General features: G+C 39.6%; 10 protein-coding genes. 4 read left to right on the top strand and 6 right to left on the bottom strand.

Features of this window, described 5'->3' with window-relative positions; translation table 11 throughout:
- Nucleotides 1–174: 174 nt before the first annotated feature.
- Nucleotides 175–5,766 carry an alpha-2-macroglobulin gene (locus tag ACFE6N_RS17470; RefSeq protein WP_378938522.1) on the bottom strand — a complete coding sequence of 1,864 codons (5,592 nt, stop codon included), beginning with the start codon at nt 5,764–5,766 and terminating at the stop codon, nt 175–177.
- Between the two features lie 212 nt (nt 5,767–5,978).
- Between ACFE6N_RS17470 and ACFE6N_RS17475 the strand changes: the two genes are divergently transcribed.
- A complete protein-coding gene (locus ACFE6N_RS17475; RefSeq protein ID WP_378938524.1) occupies nt 5,979–6,416 on the top strand; it encodes a nuclear transport factor 2 family protein in 438 nt (145 codons plus the stop codon).
- A 121-nt stretch (nt 6,417–6,537) separates the two neighbouring features.
- Here the strand turns inward: ACFE6N_RS17475 and ACFE6N_RS17480 are convergent, their stop codons facing one another.
- A complete protein-coding gene (locus tag ACFE6N_RS17480; RefSeq protein ID WP_378938526.1) occupies nt 6,538–6,942 on the bottom strand; it encodes a hypothetical protein in 405 nt (134 codons plus the stop codon).
- 76 nt (nt 6,943–7,018) lie between these two features.
- The gene (gene topA, locus ACFE6N_RS17485) at nt 7,019–9,583 is read right to left on the bottom strand and encodes a type I DNA topoisomerase (protein ID WP_378938528.1); all 2,565 of its coding nucleotides are present in this window, start codon (nt 9,581–9,583) and stop codon (nt 7,019–7,021) included.
- A gap of 563 nt (nt 9,584–10,146) precedes the next feature.
- On the opposite strand from topA, the gene ACFE6N_RS17490 reads away from it, so the two are divergent.
- Nucleotides 10,147–10,659 (top strand): glutathione peroxidase, encoded by a 513-nt coding sequence (locus ACFE6N_RS17490; protein ID WP_378938529.1) that lies wholly within the window; start codon nt 10,147–10,149, stop codon nt 10,657–10,659.
- Nucleotides 10,660–11,196: 537 nt separating this feature from the next.
- On the opposite strand, the gene ACFE6N_RS17495 is transcribed toward ACFE6N_RS17490, so the two are convergent.
- Nucleotides 11,197–12,033 (bottom strand): MBL fold metallo-hydrolase, encoded by an 837-nt coding sequence (locus ACFE6N_RS17495; protein WP_378938531.1) that lies wholly within the window; start codon nt 12,031–12,033, stop codon nt 11,197–11,199.
- A 47-nt stretch (nt 12,034–12,080) separates the two neighbouring features.
- Nucleotides 12,081–12,524, bottom strand: a complete 444-nt coding sequence (locus ACFE6N_RS17500) for a MarR family winged helix-turn-helix transcriptional regulator (protein WP_293741348.1) — start codon at nt 12,522–12,524, stop codon at nt 12,081–12,083.
- A gap of 170 nt (nt 12,525–12,694) precedes the next feature.
- Here ACFE6N_RS17500 and ACFE6N_RS17505 point away from each other — a divergent pair, with 170 nt between their 5' ends.
- The gene (locus ACFE6N_RS17505; protein WP_378938533.1) at nt 12,695–13,924 is read left to right on the top strand and encodes an MFS transporter; all 1,230 of its coding nucleotides are present in this window, start codon (nt 12,695–12,697) and stop codon (nt 13,922–13,924) included.
- 149 nt (nt 13,925–14,073) lie between these two features.
- Here the strand turns inward: ACFE6N_RS17505 and ACFE6N_RS17510 are convergent, their stop codons facing one another.
- A complete protein-coding gene (locus ACFE6N_RS17510; protein WP_378938535.1) occupies nt 14,074–15,090 on the bottom strand; it encodes a LacI family DNA-binding transcriptional regulator in 1,017 nt (338 codons plus the stop codon).
- Between the two features lie 255 nt (nt 15,091–15,345).
- On the opposite strand from ACFE6N_RS17510, the gene ACFE6N_RS17515 reads away from it, so the two are divergent.
- Nucleotides 15,346–17,175 carry a glycoside hydrolase family 2 protein gene (locus ACFE6N_RS17515; RefSeq protein ID WP_167543437.1) on the top strand — a complete coding sequence of 610 codons (1,830 nt, stop codon included), beginning with the start codon at nt 15,346–15,348 and terminating at the stop codon, nt 17,173–17,175.
- The last annotated feature ends 100 nt before the right edge of the window (nt 17,176–17,275 follow it).

Here is a 17,275-nt window from a genome sequence, read left to right on the forward strand (position 1 = left end):
CAGTTTAGAGATTCCGTCCAAAAATAAATTTTTCCAATTTCAATATAATTCTTTCTTCTTGCTTCAAATAATTTATCCATTGATGTTAAATTTCTAGTTAGGAAAAAATGTAAGCAATAAATAGATAAAGTTTCGGTTCGTGGCGACACGAACCGAGGCTTATTAAAAATAAGCCTATTTCACCACCTGTACCCATTTGCCAGGTTCAGTAGCTGAAATATCATTGTTATACATCGCTTCACATTGAATGGCTGATAGATAGTATTTACCCAGATAAGAAGCATTAAGCAGTACCTTATAAACCAAACTTTCGCCTTCCCTTACATTGAAATAAGTGAAAACACGATCATCTCTAATGTCCTGATAGGTGAAAGGAGATGATGCCAGGATACTTTGGTTATCATTTACACGGGTATTGATGATTTCCCATCCAGAAGGGAAAATCTGTGTTAATGCCATCTGTTCGTAATAACCCATTCTGCCAGGATTTTTGATGGTTACTTCGGCATAAAAATCTGATCCTTGTTTCAGGGTAGTGGGATCTAAAACTTTTCCATTTAAACGTTTGTAATTCACGCTCATGTCTAAAACATCAGGACGGTTAGGTAAAAAGTTATTCTGACCAGCAACTGGTTGTCCTTCTAAAACCAAACGTACAAAAAGTACATTATTTCCATTATTGGTAACCGAAGCCGTGTTTCCTTTAAAGGTTACAGGCGTACTATTGATATATTGCGTAGAGTTGACAGAAGCAGACTTACCATCCAATACATATTGATATTGCAGCTTACTAGCCGACTGGTTGGATCCGCAGAATTTAGCAATAGCCAATAAACTATAAGCAGTTGTTTGTGTGCTATACCAGGTGTTTTCACCCAGTTTGGCTGCTAAAGGTTGCAATAAACCTGCTGCTTTTGCTTTCTGACCAAGTAACGTCAACGTTTCTAAAATCATAGCTTCGTCACGCACATCAGAGCCATAAGTTCCTCCCAATTGTTTATAGGGCTGAATGGATGTATCCAGGCCTTTGATCATATTTTGAGCCACCTCATTTTGTCCGGCTAGTTTATAGGCCGCTGCCAAACGCCACTTCGCAGCTACAGATAAATATTGGAAAGCTTTCAAACGGTTCATAGCTGCCATCTCTGGTCTTTTAGCCAGTGCCAGCACATATAAACGATATGCTTGCGATAAATCGCCGCCATAAAAATTATTGCTGTTTGGCGCCCAGTTTGTAGCCTTTGATTTTTGAAAGCGCAATAACTCATCTAAAAGACCAACGGGTAGGGTATAACCTGCATTTTGTGCTTCAATTAAAAAATGACCGGCATAATTACTTCCCCATTCATCCGATGTACCTTCGCCAGGCCAGTAAGATAAACCGCCGTCGGTCGTTTGGAAACCTTTAAGCCTATTTATTCCAGCTTTGATGTTTTTTTCCGTCTTAGCTTTCTGCTGTTGGTTCAATGGGCTTAACCGATCTAAGAATAACTGAGGGAATATGCCCGAAGTTGTCTGCTCGATACAGCCATGTGGGTATTGAATGAGGTAACTCAATCTTTTGCCCAGGTTAATTGCCGGGATAGAAGATACTTCCAGCGAACCTGAATTGGTACCCGTCATTCCGATTGGTAAATAATTTACAGCCCATTTGGTATGTGGCTGAACGGTTGCAGAGACCACATTGGTTACATATGGGTTTGGATTTCTGATATCCATTTCCACATCATAAACTGTTTTTTCGGCTCCGCTTTGTGCAATTACTTTCACTTTGGCAATACCCACGGTATTTGGTGCTTTTACCTCAAAATAGGCCATTTGTTCTCCTGTTTGTTTGTAGTAAAGTTGTTGCCTGTTACTGCCCTGAACAATTAAATTGTTGGCCTGCAGTTGTACCGATACATTTTTGAGGTTCTTCTCTGTGGCAAATACGGTTACCGGTAAAGTGAAACTTTCTCCAGGGCCAATAACCCTTGGCAGGGTGGCCAAAACCATTAAAGGTTTTTTAACCTGAACTGATTTTTCTGCAAAACCATATGCCGCATCCTGTCCGGCAACTACCATAGCCCTTACGGCGCCAATATATTGTGGCAATTTAAACTTGTGGGTTTTACTTTCGCCTTTACCAATAGCAAATGGCCCCATAAATTTAACCACCGCTTTAAAACGGTTGGCTTTTGCCGGGTTTAAATTTTTGTTGATGCTTCCATCACCGCCGATACTTAAAATTCGTTCTAAATTCCCACCCCAGGCGCCAAGCACATAGTCGAATAAATCCCATGTTTTAACGCCTAAACCTTCGCGGGCATAAAACACACCATGTGGATCAGGCGTTTTAAACCGGGTTAAGTCAAGCAAACCTTCATCAACCAGTGCAATGGTATAGGTCATGGCTTTGCCATTCTCTTCGCCCACAGTAATGTTATTTTCGGTTTCCGGTTTAATCTTATCGGCCATTTTAATGGTCGGTTTTAAAATTGTTTGCGGATCTTCTATAGCAAGCGGAATAGCGCCATACATTCTGATCGGTAAATCGTTAACCGTTTGTGCGTGCGGTTGCAATAAAGTAATGTTGGCAAAAACGTTAGGTGCCATTTCTTTTTCTGCCTTGAATTTAAATTGTGTTTGGCCGGCTTTGGTATCTACCCAGAACGTTTTTAACACATGGCTTCCATTTTCAATTGAAATGAGCGCTCTTCCATTTTTACCCGTTGGTATGGTTAAAGTAATATCCTCTCCAACGGTGAATTTTTCTTTATCAGCGGTGAACGATAACATGGAGGCTTCTGTTGGATTACTGCCTTGTTCTCGCTGTGCCCAACCCGGCCAATCGATATAAACTGATTTTCCGGTAATATGTCCGCCGTTTACATCGCGTACCAGAATCAGATAACGGCCCCATTCCGGTTCATCAACGCGTAAATTCCAGCTTCCTTTGCCATTAAATAAATTTACCTGATGACTTTCAACTAATTTGTTGTATTGATTTTGGGTAAAGTTGGCGTAAGTATACTGGTCATCCTGTTCCCACCACCAGCGCCATTGGGTTTTATATAATTCTACGGTAACTGTTTTGGTTCCGGTCAATAATTTTCCATCGGTATTTACATTAACAATTTCCACTTTATGATCTTTACCTGTAACCAACATACCACTTAGGCGGTCGCCTTTTTCGGTACGGATACCTAAGTAACTGTTGTACACATGATAAGGAATGCTAAAATTATCGATGCTGAAATTACCGCCGGGTTCGAAAACCTTTGTGGTAAAATTTGCCCTTAACACACCAGGCGCGGTATTATTCTCATTCAGGTTGGTGTTGACCTGAGCAGTGCCGTTTTGGTTTAAAGTGCCTTCGAAAATGGTTTTTACCTGCGATTCGAAGTTAACCGTTGGATTATCAAAGCTAAAACCATCAAAACCTTTAAATTTGGTTTCGGTAGTATTTAAGTTTACATCCACCTTTGCTCTTAAGTTTTGTGCAACAGCACCAAAAAGCCACCTGGCCGATAGGGTAGCGGCTGACGTTCCTGCACTTAAATATGTTCTGTTGCCAATATTGAAATCAATTTTCAAACGGTTTGGCATTACGGTTTCAATTTTTAAAGTTTTGGTGAATGTAGCACCGCCTGCTTTTACCTTGGCCAACCAGTTTCCTGTTGGTGCAGTACTTTCTGTAGCAGTTTTAAAGGTATAAAACCCGTTTAATGGCTTGCCATTAATCAACCTTTTGTAAAGCTGACCTTTAGGGTTGTAAAATTCCATGGTTACCGGATAATTAGCGGGAAGTTTTTTGAGCTTATCTTCCAGAACAAAGGAAACAAATAAACTATCGCCTGGTCGCCAGACTCCCCGTTCTCCATAAATGAAACCCTTTAATCCGCTTTGAACAACATCACCACCTACATCGAATCTGCTTAGAGGCAGCGAGCTGCCGTCGTCTAATTTAAGGTAGCCACGTTCCGAACCATTTTTGGCAATCAATAAAAAAGGCTGGCGTTTCAGGTCAAACCTGGCAAAACCATCGCCATCAGTTTTGGTGGTGAAAATAATCTGTTTCTGGTAGTCCATTAATTCCAGGTTTACACCACTTAATGGTTTGGCTGTTAATAAATCGGTTGCTACAATCAGCATGCTGTTATCATTACCACGTTTAGCCACCAAACCTATGTTTGAAGCAATTAAGTTTCTGCTCGCCCAGCGCTGGCTGGTATAAAATGATGGTGTACATGGATTATCTTTATCATTCCATCTGTAATCAGACGGGTAATAATTGTTGTAACGCTGCCAGAAATCATCATCCTCATCAATTTTTTCACCGTAGCCTTCATCATCACTGTATTCGCTTTCTTCATCGCTACCATCGGATTTATCTTCCCCGGCTTTACAATTGTAGGCATTATACTCCTGTCTGAACGCAATTGTAACCCTGTACATAGCTCCGGGCTCCGTACGGATCATTTTATCCAGATCAAGTGTAAAACGGTTCTTTTTATGAAGGTTAAGTGCCTTGTCTTCATCTAAACGCACCGTTTTCTGCAGGATGGGTTTAGCCACCCGTCGCAACTCGTTACCATCCTTATAACTATTGGTCTGGAAAAACTGGGGGATATTATTTTCATAAATCTTAATCACCGTAACATCAACGGCTTTTAGATTAATCGCTTCAAAAGGTAAAACCAGCTTTCCGGAGTTCGGTAAAATGGTACCGGCACCCGCAATGGTCACCGCTGGTAATTTATCTTCAAAAACAAGATTCGCCATTTTGCCATCAGACAATTTTTTCCCATTGATATTTTCAACCCCGGCGTTTACGTTAAGTGCATAATTGCCTTTCAGCTCTTCTGCAGCATAGACTTTAACCTGACTGGCATCAATGGTATACCTCAAATCACCCAAATTGCCCAGGGTAATCATACCGGTTAAATCCTGACCAAGCCCAATCGGTTCAGAAAACTGAACCAGGGCATAATCCTCTTCACCCTGGATAGCCTTCATGTCCAGGATTTCGAATTTGTTGATTGCCGGAACGCGAACTTCTACTTCACCTTTTTGATCTGCATCAATGGCATCACCATCCCATTCTATTTTTAATGTTTGGTCGTTACCTATCTTTTTAATGCTATCAATGGTGAATTTCGAACTATTTTTAGCTGGATCATGTTGCCATTTAATTTTTAATTTCTGATCAAAATCCAGTGAGAGTGTTTTTTCTATTTTACTGGTTTCTTCCACATCAGCAGTGGCCACTTCACCGGTGAGTTTCATGTAATCCATTGAAGTATTATTCTGGGAAACCAATCCGTTTTGAGAAATTATTAACCCTGGAGTAATGACTTTGAATTCGAAATCGAAATCTTCCAGACCTTTTTCTGTATCAGAAACTTCTGAAAGTTTAAAGGTGGCTTCATAATTTTTGCCTGGTTTAAGGTTTTCATCAGGTCTGAACTCAACGGTTTGAGGGTCTATCCAATAGGTCTTTCCAGAGATGGATGGTGAGAAGTCGAAAAGCTCCCTTGTGTCTGCTTTTCCCAGATCCTGCATACCCGTTGCAGCATTTGCCAGGTGTACGCGGATGAAACTCTTTTTAGAGATGGTACCAGAAGTGTAGGCTTCGATGTATTTTGCGTAAGCCTGGTTTTCTTCGTTGCTTTTCTTCTTTTTATTGAAATAAATAAATACAATTGACGCTATCGAAACAGCAAGCAAGCCAATAAAAATAAATTTCTTTTTTGAGGACGATTGGTAGGTAGATGGTTGTTCCATAAATGAAATTCGTTAAGATACATGAGATATAATCTTGCGGTTGGAGCAATTGCTATGCCGTAATTAATCTGTTTTGACCGTTAAAACCATATTTCATCAGAAAATTAACTAAATTCAACGTTAAACAGAATAATGTGGAAAATTATAACGAATATGTTGCTCGTGTAAAGGCTTTTGGATATGTTTACAACTTCAACTTTAAATGACCAGGTATGATCAAAAAACTCTTTATTTTTTCGTGTTTACTAATTTCTACAACTTTTTGTTTTGCGCAGAAGACAAATGCAGAAAAGGAAGTTAACAAAGCGGTAGATCAACTTATAAACTTAATGATCCATCCGGATAGCTCAGGCTTAGATAAGTTATTACTTAATAATTTAAGTTATGGTCATTCAAGCGGGAAAGTACAAACTAAGCAAGAGTTTATGCATTCGCTGCTTTCCGGTGAATCTGATTTTTTAGATGATGTTGTTCTGGGCGATCCTAAAACAATTATTCAGGGAAATACAGCATTGGTAAGACATAAATTAATGGCTCAAACCAATGATAAGGGTATTAGAGGGAGCGTAAATTTGTACATCCTCCTTATCTGGAGCAAGGAAAAGGCTGGATGGAAGCTGCTTGGAAGGCAGGCGGTTAAGGTACCCTAGGATAGTTTGGAAGTATTTAGTCAATAGTCTTAAGACCTAAGTCATTTACTAGCGACTTAAGCGTGTATAAGAATAATTTTTTACTGAATTTGACTGGGGAGTCGAAACTCCAAACCCCAAACTATTTAATCATCACTCCAGGTTTATTCACTAAAGGTATTTTGATCAGATTAGAATCGATAATGCTTTCAGGCAGAAATATAAATTTTTTATCGTAAATGGTATTGCCGATGTAATAACTTAACCAATATTCGTTAGTTAAGCCAAAAACTTCCGGATCAATGGCTTCTACTCCTGCAAAAGAATTGGCTTCCATATCGCCAATAAAGTGTCTTAACATGGAAGTTTTTACCTGCTTGCCATCTTTTTCACCATAACCTTTAGAGCTGATCAATACATTGGTTAAGGGCTCGTTTTTAAGATTAACAAGATAAACCGTCCAGTTTTTTACTTCGGGTGTTTCACCCATCAAAACAACGGCCATGGCAATATCTTCAACTATATTTTCAGGTAAATCTGCTTTCAACTGGGTTAACTGTTTAAACTGGTTAATTGTATAATTTATTTTGGATGAGAGAATCCTAAAATCATTTAATCCTGGCCTATTTTTTCTTTGCAACTGCCTTTTTTGCCGGTGCCGCTTTTTTCTTTGCCGGTGCTTTTTTCTTCGTTTCAAAAGCGTTTGGCACTTGTTCCACAATCATTTTCTTAACTGTTTCCAAATCGATATCGGCCAGTTCTTCCGGTGTATATTTTTGCTTGGTTGCCTCATTATTCCGTAATTTAAGCATCTGTTTACCAAAACGGATAAACGGGCCCCAACGGCCATTTTCAATAGAAATTTTTTCGGCATCCCAGGTTTTGATGTACCTATTGGCCTCTTTTTCTACTTTTTTGCTAATTAAGGTATTGATATCCTCCTGGCTTAAATTATCGAAATCGTATCCTTTTGCAGGGATATTAATAAAGAGATCGTTCCATTTAATAAAGGGACCAAAGCGGCCTTTTCCTTTTGTTACGCCTAAACCTTCGTAAAAAGCAATAGGTGCATCGGCATCCATTTTTTCTTTGATAATTTCAACTGCGCGTTCATAAGTTACCGATAAGGGTTCTTCGTTTTTAGGAAGAGAAATAAAGCTTTCGCCCCATTTAACGTATGGACCAAAACGGCCAACCCCAACCATTACCTCTTTGCCTTCGAAATCAGGGAGCTGGAAAGGAAGTTTAAACAGTTCCAGCGCTTCCTCTAAAGTAATGGTTGCGACAGACTGCGTGCGCATTAAGCTGGCATATCGCGGCTTTTCCTCATCATCCAATTCTCCGATCTGAACCAAAGGGCCAAATTTCCCAACCTTGGTATATACATTTTTACCAGTTGCCGGATCTACCCCCAGCAATCGCTCGCCGGTGGCACGTTCTGCAGTTTCGAGTGTTGTTTCTACCTCGGTATGAAAGGGGTTATAAAACGAGTGCAGCATTTTGGTCCATTCCTGTAACCCCTGTGCAATCTCATCAAATTCTTTCTCCACCTTTGCGGTGAAGTTGAAGTCGACGATTCCTTTAAAATGCTCCACTAAAAAATCGTTTACTACTTCACCAATATCAGTTGGGAAGAGTTTTGATTTCTCAGCACCGGTAATTTCTGATTTAATTTCTTTTTTTACTTTTCCATCTGCTAAAACAATAGCCGTAAAATTGCGCTTTTTGCCATCTCTATCTTCTTTTACTACATAACCACGGTTTTGTACCGTAGAAATAGTTGGAGCGTAGGTAGATGGACGGCCAATACCAAGTTCTTCCAGTTTTTTAACCAAGCTGGCCTCAGTATATCTGGCTGGCGGGCGGGAATAACGCTCCGTAGCCTGCATTTCTTTTAAAAATAATTCCTGACCTTTTGCTAAAGGAGGTAAAATGGCACCACCTTCTTTTTCTTCGTTTTCATCATCGTCCGTAGATTCCAGGTAAACTTTTAAAAAGCCGTCGAACTTTAATACTTCACCTTCAGCTACCAGGTGTTCTTTTCTGGTTGATGCAGTAATCTGGGCTGTGGTTTTTTCGAATAATGCTTCGCTCATCTGCGATGCAATAGAACGTTTCCAGATCAGATCGTACAAACGCTTTTCTGAAATATCACCATCTACCGTATGTCTGTCGAAATAAGTAGGGCGGATGGCTTCGTGCGCTTCCTGTGCACCTGCCGATTTGGTTTTATATACCCTTGGCTGATGATATTTTTCGCCATAAGCTGATTTAATTTCGGCGGCAGCGGCATTAACAGCAGTTTCTGATAAGTTGACCGAATCTGTTCTCATGTAGGTAATCTTACCGGCCTCATATAATCTTTGCGCTACCTGCATGGTTCGTGCTACCGAAAAACCTAATTTTCTGGAGGCCTCTTGCTGTAGGGTAGAAGTGGTAAATGGAGCTGCAGGATTGCGTTTGGCAGGCCTTGTTTCCAAACTGGTGATATCGAATTTAGCATTTACACAGTCGTGCAGAAACTTTTCTGCCTCAGCCTCATTTTCAAAACGCTGTGGAAGTTCTGCCTTTACCATTTCTTTTCCTTTTCCGGTTGAGAACTGAGCGGTAATTTTATAGGCAGCAGTAGCATTAAAGTTTAAAACTTCACGCTCTCTATCTACTATTAAACGTACCGCTACCGATTGTACGCGGCCTGCAGAAAGTGATGGTTTTACTTTTTTCCATAGAACAGGAGAAAGTTCGAAACCCACTAAACGATCTAACACACGGCGTGCCTGTTGAGCGTTTACCAGGTTATAATCAATTCCCCTCGGACTATCAATTGCTTTTAAAATGGCCGGTTTGGTAATTTCATGAAAAACGATACGTTTTGTTTTCTCCACTTTCAGACCTAAAGTTTCGAATAAGTGCCACGAAATGGCCTCTCCCTCGCGGTCCTCATCGGATGCTAGCCATACCATTTCGGCTTCTTTAGCTAGCTTTTTTAGTTCAGAAACCACGTTTTTCTTATCGGCAGGCACCTCGTAGGTTTGGGCAAAATTATTCTTGATATCAATCGCCATATCACCTTTAACTAAATCACGGATATGGCCATAGCTAGATTTCACCAGGAAATCTTTACCTAGATAGCCTTCAATAGTTTTAGCTTTTGCGGGTGACTCGACGATTAATAAATTTTTGGCCATGAAATACGTTTTTGTGCAAATAAAGCTATAATTAGGGCACAAATCCAAACCCGATGAGAATTTAATACAAAAAAAATCTTAAATGTTGGTAAAATATATAGGATTATCAGTCGGTTTTAATCTGATTTTAATTCTTTTTGAAAAGCAGTTTCGGTGGTGGGTAGCTAAGGCTTACTCCCGGCTGTTGCTTCAAATCCGCTACCGCCATTCCCCGGTCTCGTGGTTTTCCGCTCCACTGGGTTTAGGTGGCCTGGTTTTTACTACTATTGCGGTTTTATCAGCTTTGTGCCAAACTTGGGTTACAAAAGACAATAACCTGTTATTAACTAGTCTGATAATAGCGGAATAGTCCTTTGCGCAACGGGGAAATAAGCGGTAGCAAGACCAATTACCACCAGAACACCCGCACTTCCATTTCCGCATCAGGAATAATGTTCGATAATATAATAGCTCAATAGTGGCAAGAATTTGACATAATTGGTAGCTAATACATTAATTTACATGCAAATCACACTTGTAAAAACTATTTGTGGCTATATTCGTATATAAAATTAAAAAAAACGATGATCAGCACTATTCTAATCCTATTAAACTTATTGGTGTCGCCACCAAAAAATGTTTACGATTTCAGCTTCAAAACCATTGATGGCAAGGAAATTAAACTTTCTAAATTTAAAGGCAAAAAAATCTTGATTGTTAATACCGCATCTAAATGTGGTTTCACACCGCAGTATGAAGATTTAGAAAAACTTCAGAAACAATATGGTAAAAAAGTAGTACTAATCGGTTTCCCTGCAGGTAACTTTGGCGGTCAGGAATTTTCTACCAATGCAGAAATTAAAGAATTTTGTACCGGAAAGTACAATGTTTCCTTTTTGCTGGCCGAAAAAAGCAGCGTGAAAGGCAATGATATCAGTCCATTATTTAAATATTTAACATCTCAGACCAATACCGAAGAGCAGGGCGATATCAAGTGGAATTTTGAGAAGTTCTTAATCAACGAAAAAGGTGAGTTGGTACACCGTTTCCGTTCAAAAACAAAACCTACTGATGAAGCCATTACCAAATTCCTATAAAGGGATGAAAAATGGATGATGTAAAAGGGAAAGATTGATTTGATCTTTCGTTCAACAAATAATTAAAAGGTAAAGTGGTAAATAGCCATTTTGCCTTTTTTTGTTTATTAACCGAAGTTCAATTAGTATTTGCAGCTTCTAGGTTAATATTTGCTTAAGCTGGTGGTCACCCCGATTCGATAACTGTCAGATTTATTTCAGAGTCTTAGCTGTAATTAAGATGCTGACCGCGAGGTAGCTACAGGGCAATTGAAACCACGATTTATACTTGTAAAATAAACTCAGCATGAAACCATGGCTAGCCTGTAATGTGACGGTTAAAAAAAGAAAGGGGCTTAAATCCATAAGCCCCAAATAAACCAAACAAACTATTTATGAAGTATATATATAACGCCTGCCCGGATAAAAAGTTTTTGAAAAAAATAAATTTATTGACGGTTTATTGGTGTTTTATTGTCGAATAGTGGTTGACTATCTCAGATAGTCGAAGCCGTCTAATCATTTATAAAAAAGTGCAGTTGTTTTTGATTCGAGATGTTAAAACAGGTTGAGCTGTGCCGGCTGGTAAAGACTTGGATCGAAAGAATAAGGTTCCGGCGTGTTTTGGCTATTGCTAACGTAATAAAGCTCCGTTTCTTCATGTCTTGAAGCTACCTTGATAAAAGTATTGCCTGCTACATTTTTGAAAAGTTTTTCCACAAGGGCTGCATCATTATTGTCTTTTGATAAATGGCTCAATAATAAGTGGCTCATGTACGGCGCTTTATGATTGATGAACAGTTCTAAAGCCTGCGTATTGCTTAGGTGGCCGTGGCCGTTTGTAATCCTTCTCTTCAAAAAATAAGGATAGCTGCCGTTTTCAAGCATTTGTGCATCATAATTAGCCTCTAAAAAAGCGGCATGGCAATTTTTAAAATGTGCAATCAGGCGATCGCATACTGAGCCTATATCTGTAAAAACACCAACACGTACTTCGTTACATTCAATCGTAAAGCTGTAGGGGTCGGCTGCATCGTGGAATTTAGAAAAAGCAGCAACTTTTAAACTGCCGATCTGAATATGTTGCTGGTGACTAAGGGAAAAGGTGTTGTTCGCGTCGAGCAGAAGCCTGCTGTTTCTTAAAGTTGGTGTACTAATGTAAACGGGGAGTTTGTATTTTTTAGCAAAAACGGCTAAGCCCTTGATGTGATCGCTATGCTCGTGCGAGATAAAGATTGCTTTTACTTTACTGATAGACAGCCCTAAACGGTTCATGCGGATTTCAACCTCTTTGCAGGTCAGGCCAATATCAACCAAAACAGCCTCATGATCATTACCAATGTAGTAACAATTGCCATTGCTGCCTGAATTAATTGAGGTGAAATACAGTGCCATTTAAGGTTGCAAGATAAGGCTTATTTAGCGAACGGGAAAAAGAAAAACTATGTCTTTGCATCATTGTGTTCTACCAGTCGCGAAAGTAATGGCAAGAAAGCCTGTATCAAATTGATTTCTTCTGAAGAAAAGATTTTTTCCATAGTTTGAACCAGCCACTCTTCTTTTATCTTTCGGGTGGCAATAAGATGTTTTTCTCCAAGTTCGGTTAATCCGATAAAAACTTTTCGCTTATCTTCCTCGCTGGGGAATCGTGCTACACATTTGGCATCGAAAAGTCGGTTGATGATCTGAGAAACGGCCTGTTTAGATACCCTTTCCATGTCAGCCAGTTCCGTAGACAGCAATTTGCCATGTTGCTCCAATAGCGACATGGTTAATATTTCTGCATTGCTAAATTCTGAACTTACGTTCTGTTTGCGTAACGCCCTGGTTAAGCGGGTAACCGTGCTTCTTAACTTTGCAGCAATTTCTTGTGTTTGAGTTGGCATTCTGTTGGTAAATATACTTTACAAAGATAGCGCTTTATTTTTAATCATAAATGGCGGCGGCTTTTTATAATGCTCAATTTTTGATTTTAAAATGATAAAAATTGTATTTTTTGGCTTCAGTATTGTTTTCATGTTTTGTATTTTTGTAAAGTTACTTTACTATTTTAATCATGGGTATTTTTCGTTCGTTAAGGCATTATAATTACAGGCTGTTTTTTACAGGTCAGGCCATTTCATTAATTGGTACATGGATGCAGCGTGTTGCCATTAGCTGGCTGGTCTACCGTTTAACAGGGTCAGCTTTTTTATTGGGATTGATTACTTTTTTAAGTTTAATTCCTTCTCTGGTGTTGGCGCCCTACGCAGGAAGTTATGTAGACAGGCACAATAAATATAAAATATTGGTGATTACCCAGGTAATTCTGATGTTGCAGGCTGGCGCCCTGGCGTTAATGATCTGGTTTAAAGTGTACGATATGTTCTGGATTGCAGCACTTTCGCTGGTTCAGGGCCTGGTAAATGCTTTTGATGTGACGGCACGCCAATCGTTAATGGTAAATTTAATTGATGATAAAGAAGATTTGCCCAATGCCATTGCGCTTAACTCTTCTATGTTTAATGCGGCCAGGCTAATTGGTCCGGCGCTGGCAGGAGTGATTTTAAGTACCTTAGGAGAGGATATCTGTTTTATCATCAATTTTATCAGTTTTATCGCAGTATTAGCATGCATGGTGATGATGAAGCTTAAACTTACCGAGCATCAAAAGTCAACGGAAAATATCTGGGTTGACCTTAAAAAAGGATATGATTACCTTAAATCATCGCCGGACCTGGCTGCCATGGTATTAACAATGGCTGCATCAAGTTTACTGGTCATCCCCTTTACTACTTTGTTACCCGTTTTTGCAAAAGATATTTTCAGCGGAAATGCTACAACATTTGGCTGGTTCGAAAGTGCTGCCGGATTTGGGGCTTTCTTTGGGGCCATTTATATGGCTACATTAAAAGCAGGTCAGAATCTGCAGAAAATTGTCATGTTGTCGGGTGTTTTGCTGGCTGTTTCCGTTGTGGCACTCGCCATATCACCATCACTTATTCTCGCATTAGTTTGTACCAGTTTAGCTGCTCTGGGTTTGATGGCCCAAAATTCATCTATTAACACTTATTTACAAACCCATGCCGATGATGCAATGAGGGGAAGGACCATGAGTTACTATATTATGGCGTATCAGGGCGTGTTGCCAATTGGCAGCTTGTTGATGGGTTATCTGGCTCATCTTTTCGGTACGCAGGTGGTGGTTGCTTTTGAAGGAATTGCAGGGCTATTAATTGTTGTAGCATTTGTGTATAACGAGCGGCACAGAAGTCAAGTGAATAGCAGTACGATATCGTTTAATTAGTATTGTTAAGTGGTGTAAGATGTTTCCATCTTACACTGTATAAATAGATCAGGTGTAAAGGAAAGCAAAAAACAGTCAGATGGTAACACCTGACAGTACAGAAAGCACAGAAGCTGCGAACAAAACGGCAAACGCCTTTTACCAAACGCTTACCCGTGCACCACTAACTTACAGTCCACCATCACCTTCTGATGGTTTTTCATATCGATTTCCTTATTGATTAACCGGAGCAGGAGTTTAATGGCATTTTCACCTACCGATTCGGGGTTCTCTTCAATCGAGGCGATAGGGGGCGAATCGAGGTAATTGATAAATGCATTGTTTCCAAAACCTATGCTTTCAATTTTATCAAAGTTAGGATGGTTTGATGATTTCAGGTATTTTATGGCATCAAAAAGAATGGGTTCTTTAAAAGCCACAAGTGCAGTAGGCATATGGTCTGGATCGGCAAATAAATTCTTAATTGCAGCGATGGTATTTTCCTTGTCAAAATCAGTATAAGCAACAAATTTTGCTGAAAAAGGGACATTATTATCTTTTAAGGCATGAATATAGCCATTAAAACGGTCGTGTGTAAAATTGGTCATTTTTGGGCCGCCCAGATAAGCAATTTTGGTATGCCCCCTGTCGATCAAAAATTTGGTGGCCTCATAGCAACCCTGAAAAGTGTTGCCCAAAACCTTGTGGCAGCTTAAATTAAAACTCGGGTTGCGTGTGTAATAAACTACCGGAATGCCCATATTTTCAAACTGATTAAGGTGTGCAAAATCCTGTGTTTGTTTCGAAATGGCCACAATTAAACCGTCAACACGACTCCTTAACAGCATATTTGCCGATTGTATCTCCTTTGCCAGCTCATCATGCGATTGACTGATGATCACATTGTATCCATTTTGTGTTGCTACTTGTTCTATGCCATCAATACTTCTGGTGAAAAAGTGGTCTAAAAGGTTGGGCAGGACTACTCCAATAATACGTGATTTCTTTTCCTTTAAGTTGATGGCAGATTTATTGGGCGTAAAATGTAGCTCGCGTGCCATTTCCTGAACACGCTGCTTCGTGTATGCATTTATGGTGGGGTAATTATTAAGGGCTTTTGATACCGTAGAAACTGACATCTTTAACTTTTCAGCCAAGAATTTCAGGGTTATGGGTGTATTGTTCATTATCTTTTCCGATCGCTATGCATAATTAAGAAAAAATGCCATTATTTCAAACGTTTGAAATAGGATTTCAATGTGTTTTTGGCCTGTTTTGGTTCACTTGAAATCAATTAATCTATTTAGCTTTTCTAAATTCGTTAGCGCAATACAACCAGGCAAAAACATAATAATGCTCAAATTTAGGCCAGCGTAAGCGAAACCGTCCGCAATTAATTGTTAGTTTTGAAACGATCAATTAATCATATTAAAATTTAAGTTATGCTAAAAACAACCTATAGCGTATTTTTAATCTGCTTTTCGCTTCTTTCCTCATTCAGTTACGGTCAGGTTACGGCTATACAGAACATTAAGGGCCGGAAAATACAGAGTCTTAATGGGAAATGGAATTATATTATAGATCCGTACGAAAATGGTTATTACGATTATCGTCATGATCCTTTTGATCAGTCTAAAAGTGGATCCGGAGGTTTTTATGATGATAAAGTGCAGAAAGACAAATCAGAACTGATTGAATATGATTTTGACCATTCGCCACAAATGAACGTTCCGGGCGATTGGAATTCGCAATCAGAAAAATTAGAACTTTACGAAGGTAATATCTGGCTGCGCAGAAAGTTTGAGGCAAAACCCGAAAAAGGAAAAAAATATTTCGTCTACTTTGGAGCGGTAAACTACGAAGCACATGTTTACCTTAACGGGAAAAAACTTGGCGTGCACAAAGGCGGTTTTACCCCGTTCCAGTTTGATGTAACAAATACTTTAAAAACTGGCGAAAACTCCATTGTACTTAAGGTCGATAATATCCGCAGGCAGGATGAAATCCCAACGGTAAATACCGATTGGTGGAATTATGGAGGCATTACCCGCGATGTTTTTTTAGCTGAGTTTCCGGAGCATTTTATCAGTGATTACAAACTGCAGTTGGTAAAGGGAAATAATAACCTGTTAAATTTCTCGGCAAAACTGGCTGATGCAACCGCCGGTCAGGAAATTACGCTGTCCATCCCCGAACTTAAGCTTGAAAGGAAATATAAAACAGATAGCGAAGGTAAAATAGCTGACGAATTTATCTGGAACAATTTAAGTTTATGGTCGCCGGAAACACCGAAATTATATGAGGTAAATATTAAAAGTGATAAAGAAAATATCAATGATAAAATTGGTTTCAGAACCATTCAGGTCAACGGCGATAGCATTCTGCTGAACGGTAAATCTGTTTTTTTAAGAGGGATATCACTCCATGATGAGAATCCGCTTTTAGCCGGGCGTCTACGCTCAGAAGGAGATATGCGTATGATGTTACAATGGGCTAAAGACCTGAATTGTAATTATGTGCGATTGGCGCATTATCCGCATAATGAAGAGATGATCCGCCTTGCTGATGAAATGGGCTTACTGGTTTGGGCCGAAGTGCCTGTTTACTGGACCATCAGCTGGACCAATCCCGCAACCTATGCTAACGCCAAAAAGCAACTGACTGATTTAATTGTACGCGATAAAAACAGGGCAAGTGTAATTGTCTGGTCGATCGGGAATGAAACGCCGCTAAGCGATGCCCGTTTGAGTTTTATGAGCAATTTGGCTGAAGCTGCCCGGGCATTGGATGATACCCGTTTGATTGCCGCTGCTTTAGAGGTACACCGCGAAGGAAATAATATGGTATTAAATGATCCTCTGGGCGAAAAAATAGATCTGGTTAGTTTTAATGAATATGCTGGCTGGTACTCTGGTGGTAACCCATCCGAAATTGTCAAATACAATTTCGATATCAAATATAAAAAGCCGGTTGTGATTTCAGAATTCGGTGGTGGCGCTTTGGCTGGTTTCCATGCCGATGAAAATACCCGCTGGAGTGAAGAATACCAGGAGGCCTTATATAAAAACCAGATAACGATGTTGAGCAAAATCGGTGCCTTGCGCGGCATGACGCCATGGATCTTAACCGATTTCAGGTCGCCACGGAGACAGCACCCGATCTATCAGAATTTTTGGAACCGTAAAGGGTTGATTAGTGAAACAGGTCAGAAAAAGAAAGCATTTTTTGTGCTGAAGGATTTTTATGATCAGATGCAGGTAAAATACAAATAGGTGTCAGGCCGTTTTAAAAAGTTATGGAGGGTAAAATGAGATCAAAGCATACCATTGGAAGCAGTAGGCAGCCCTTTACTATCCGTAAGTTATTAATCTG

This window comes from Pedobacter sp. BG31 (assembly GCF_042464845.1).
Lineage (GTDB): Bacteria > Bacteroidota > Bacteroidia > Sphingobacteriales > Sphingobacteriaceae > Pedobacter > Pedobacter suwonensis.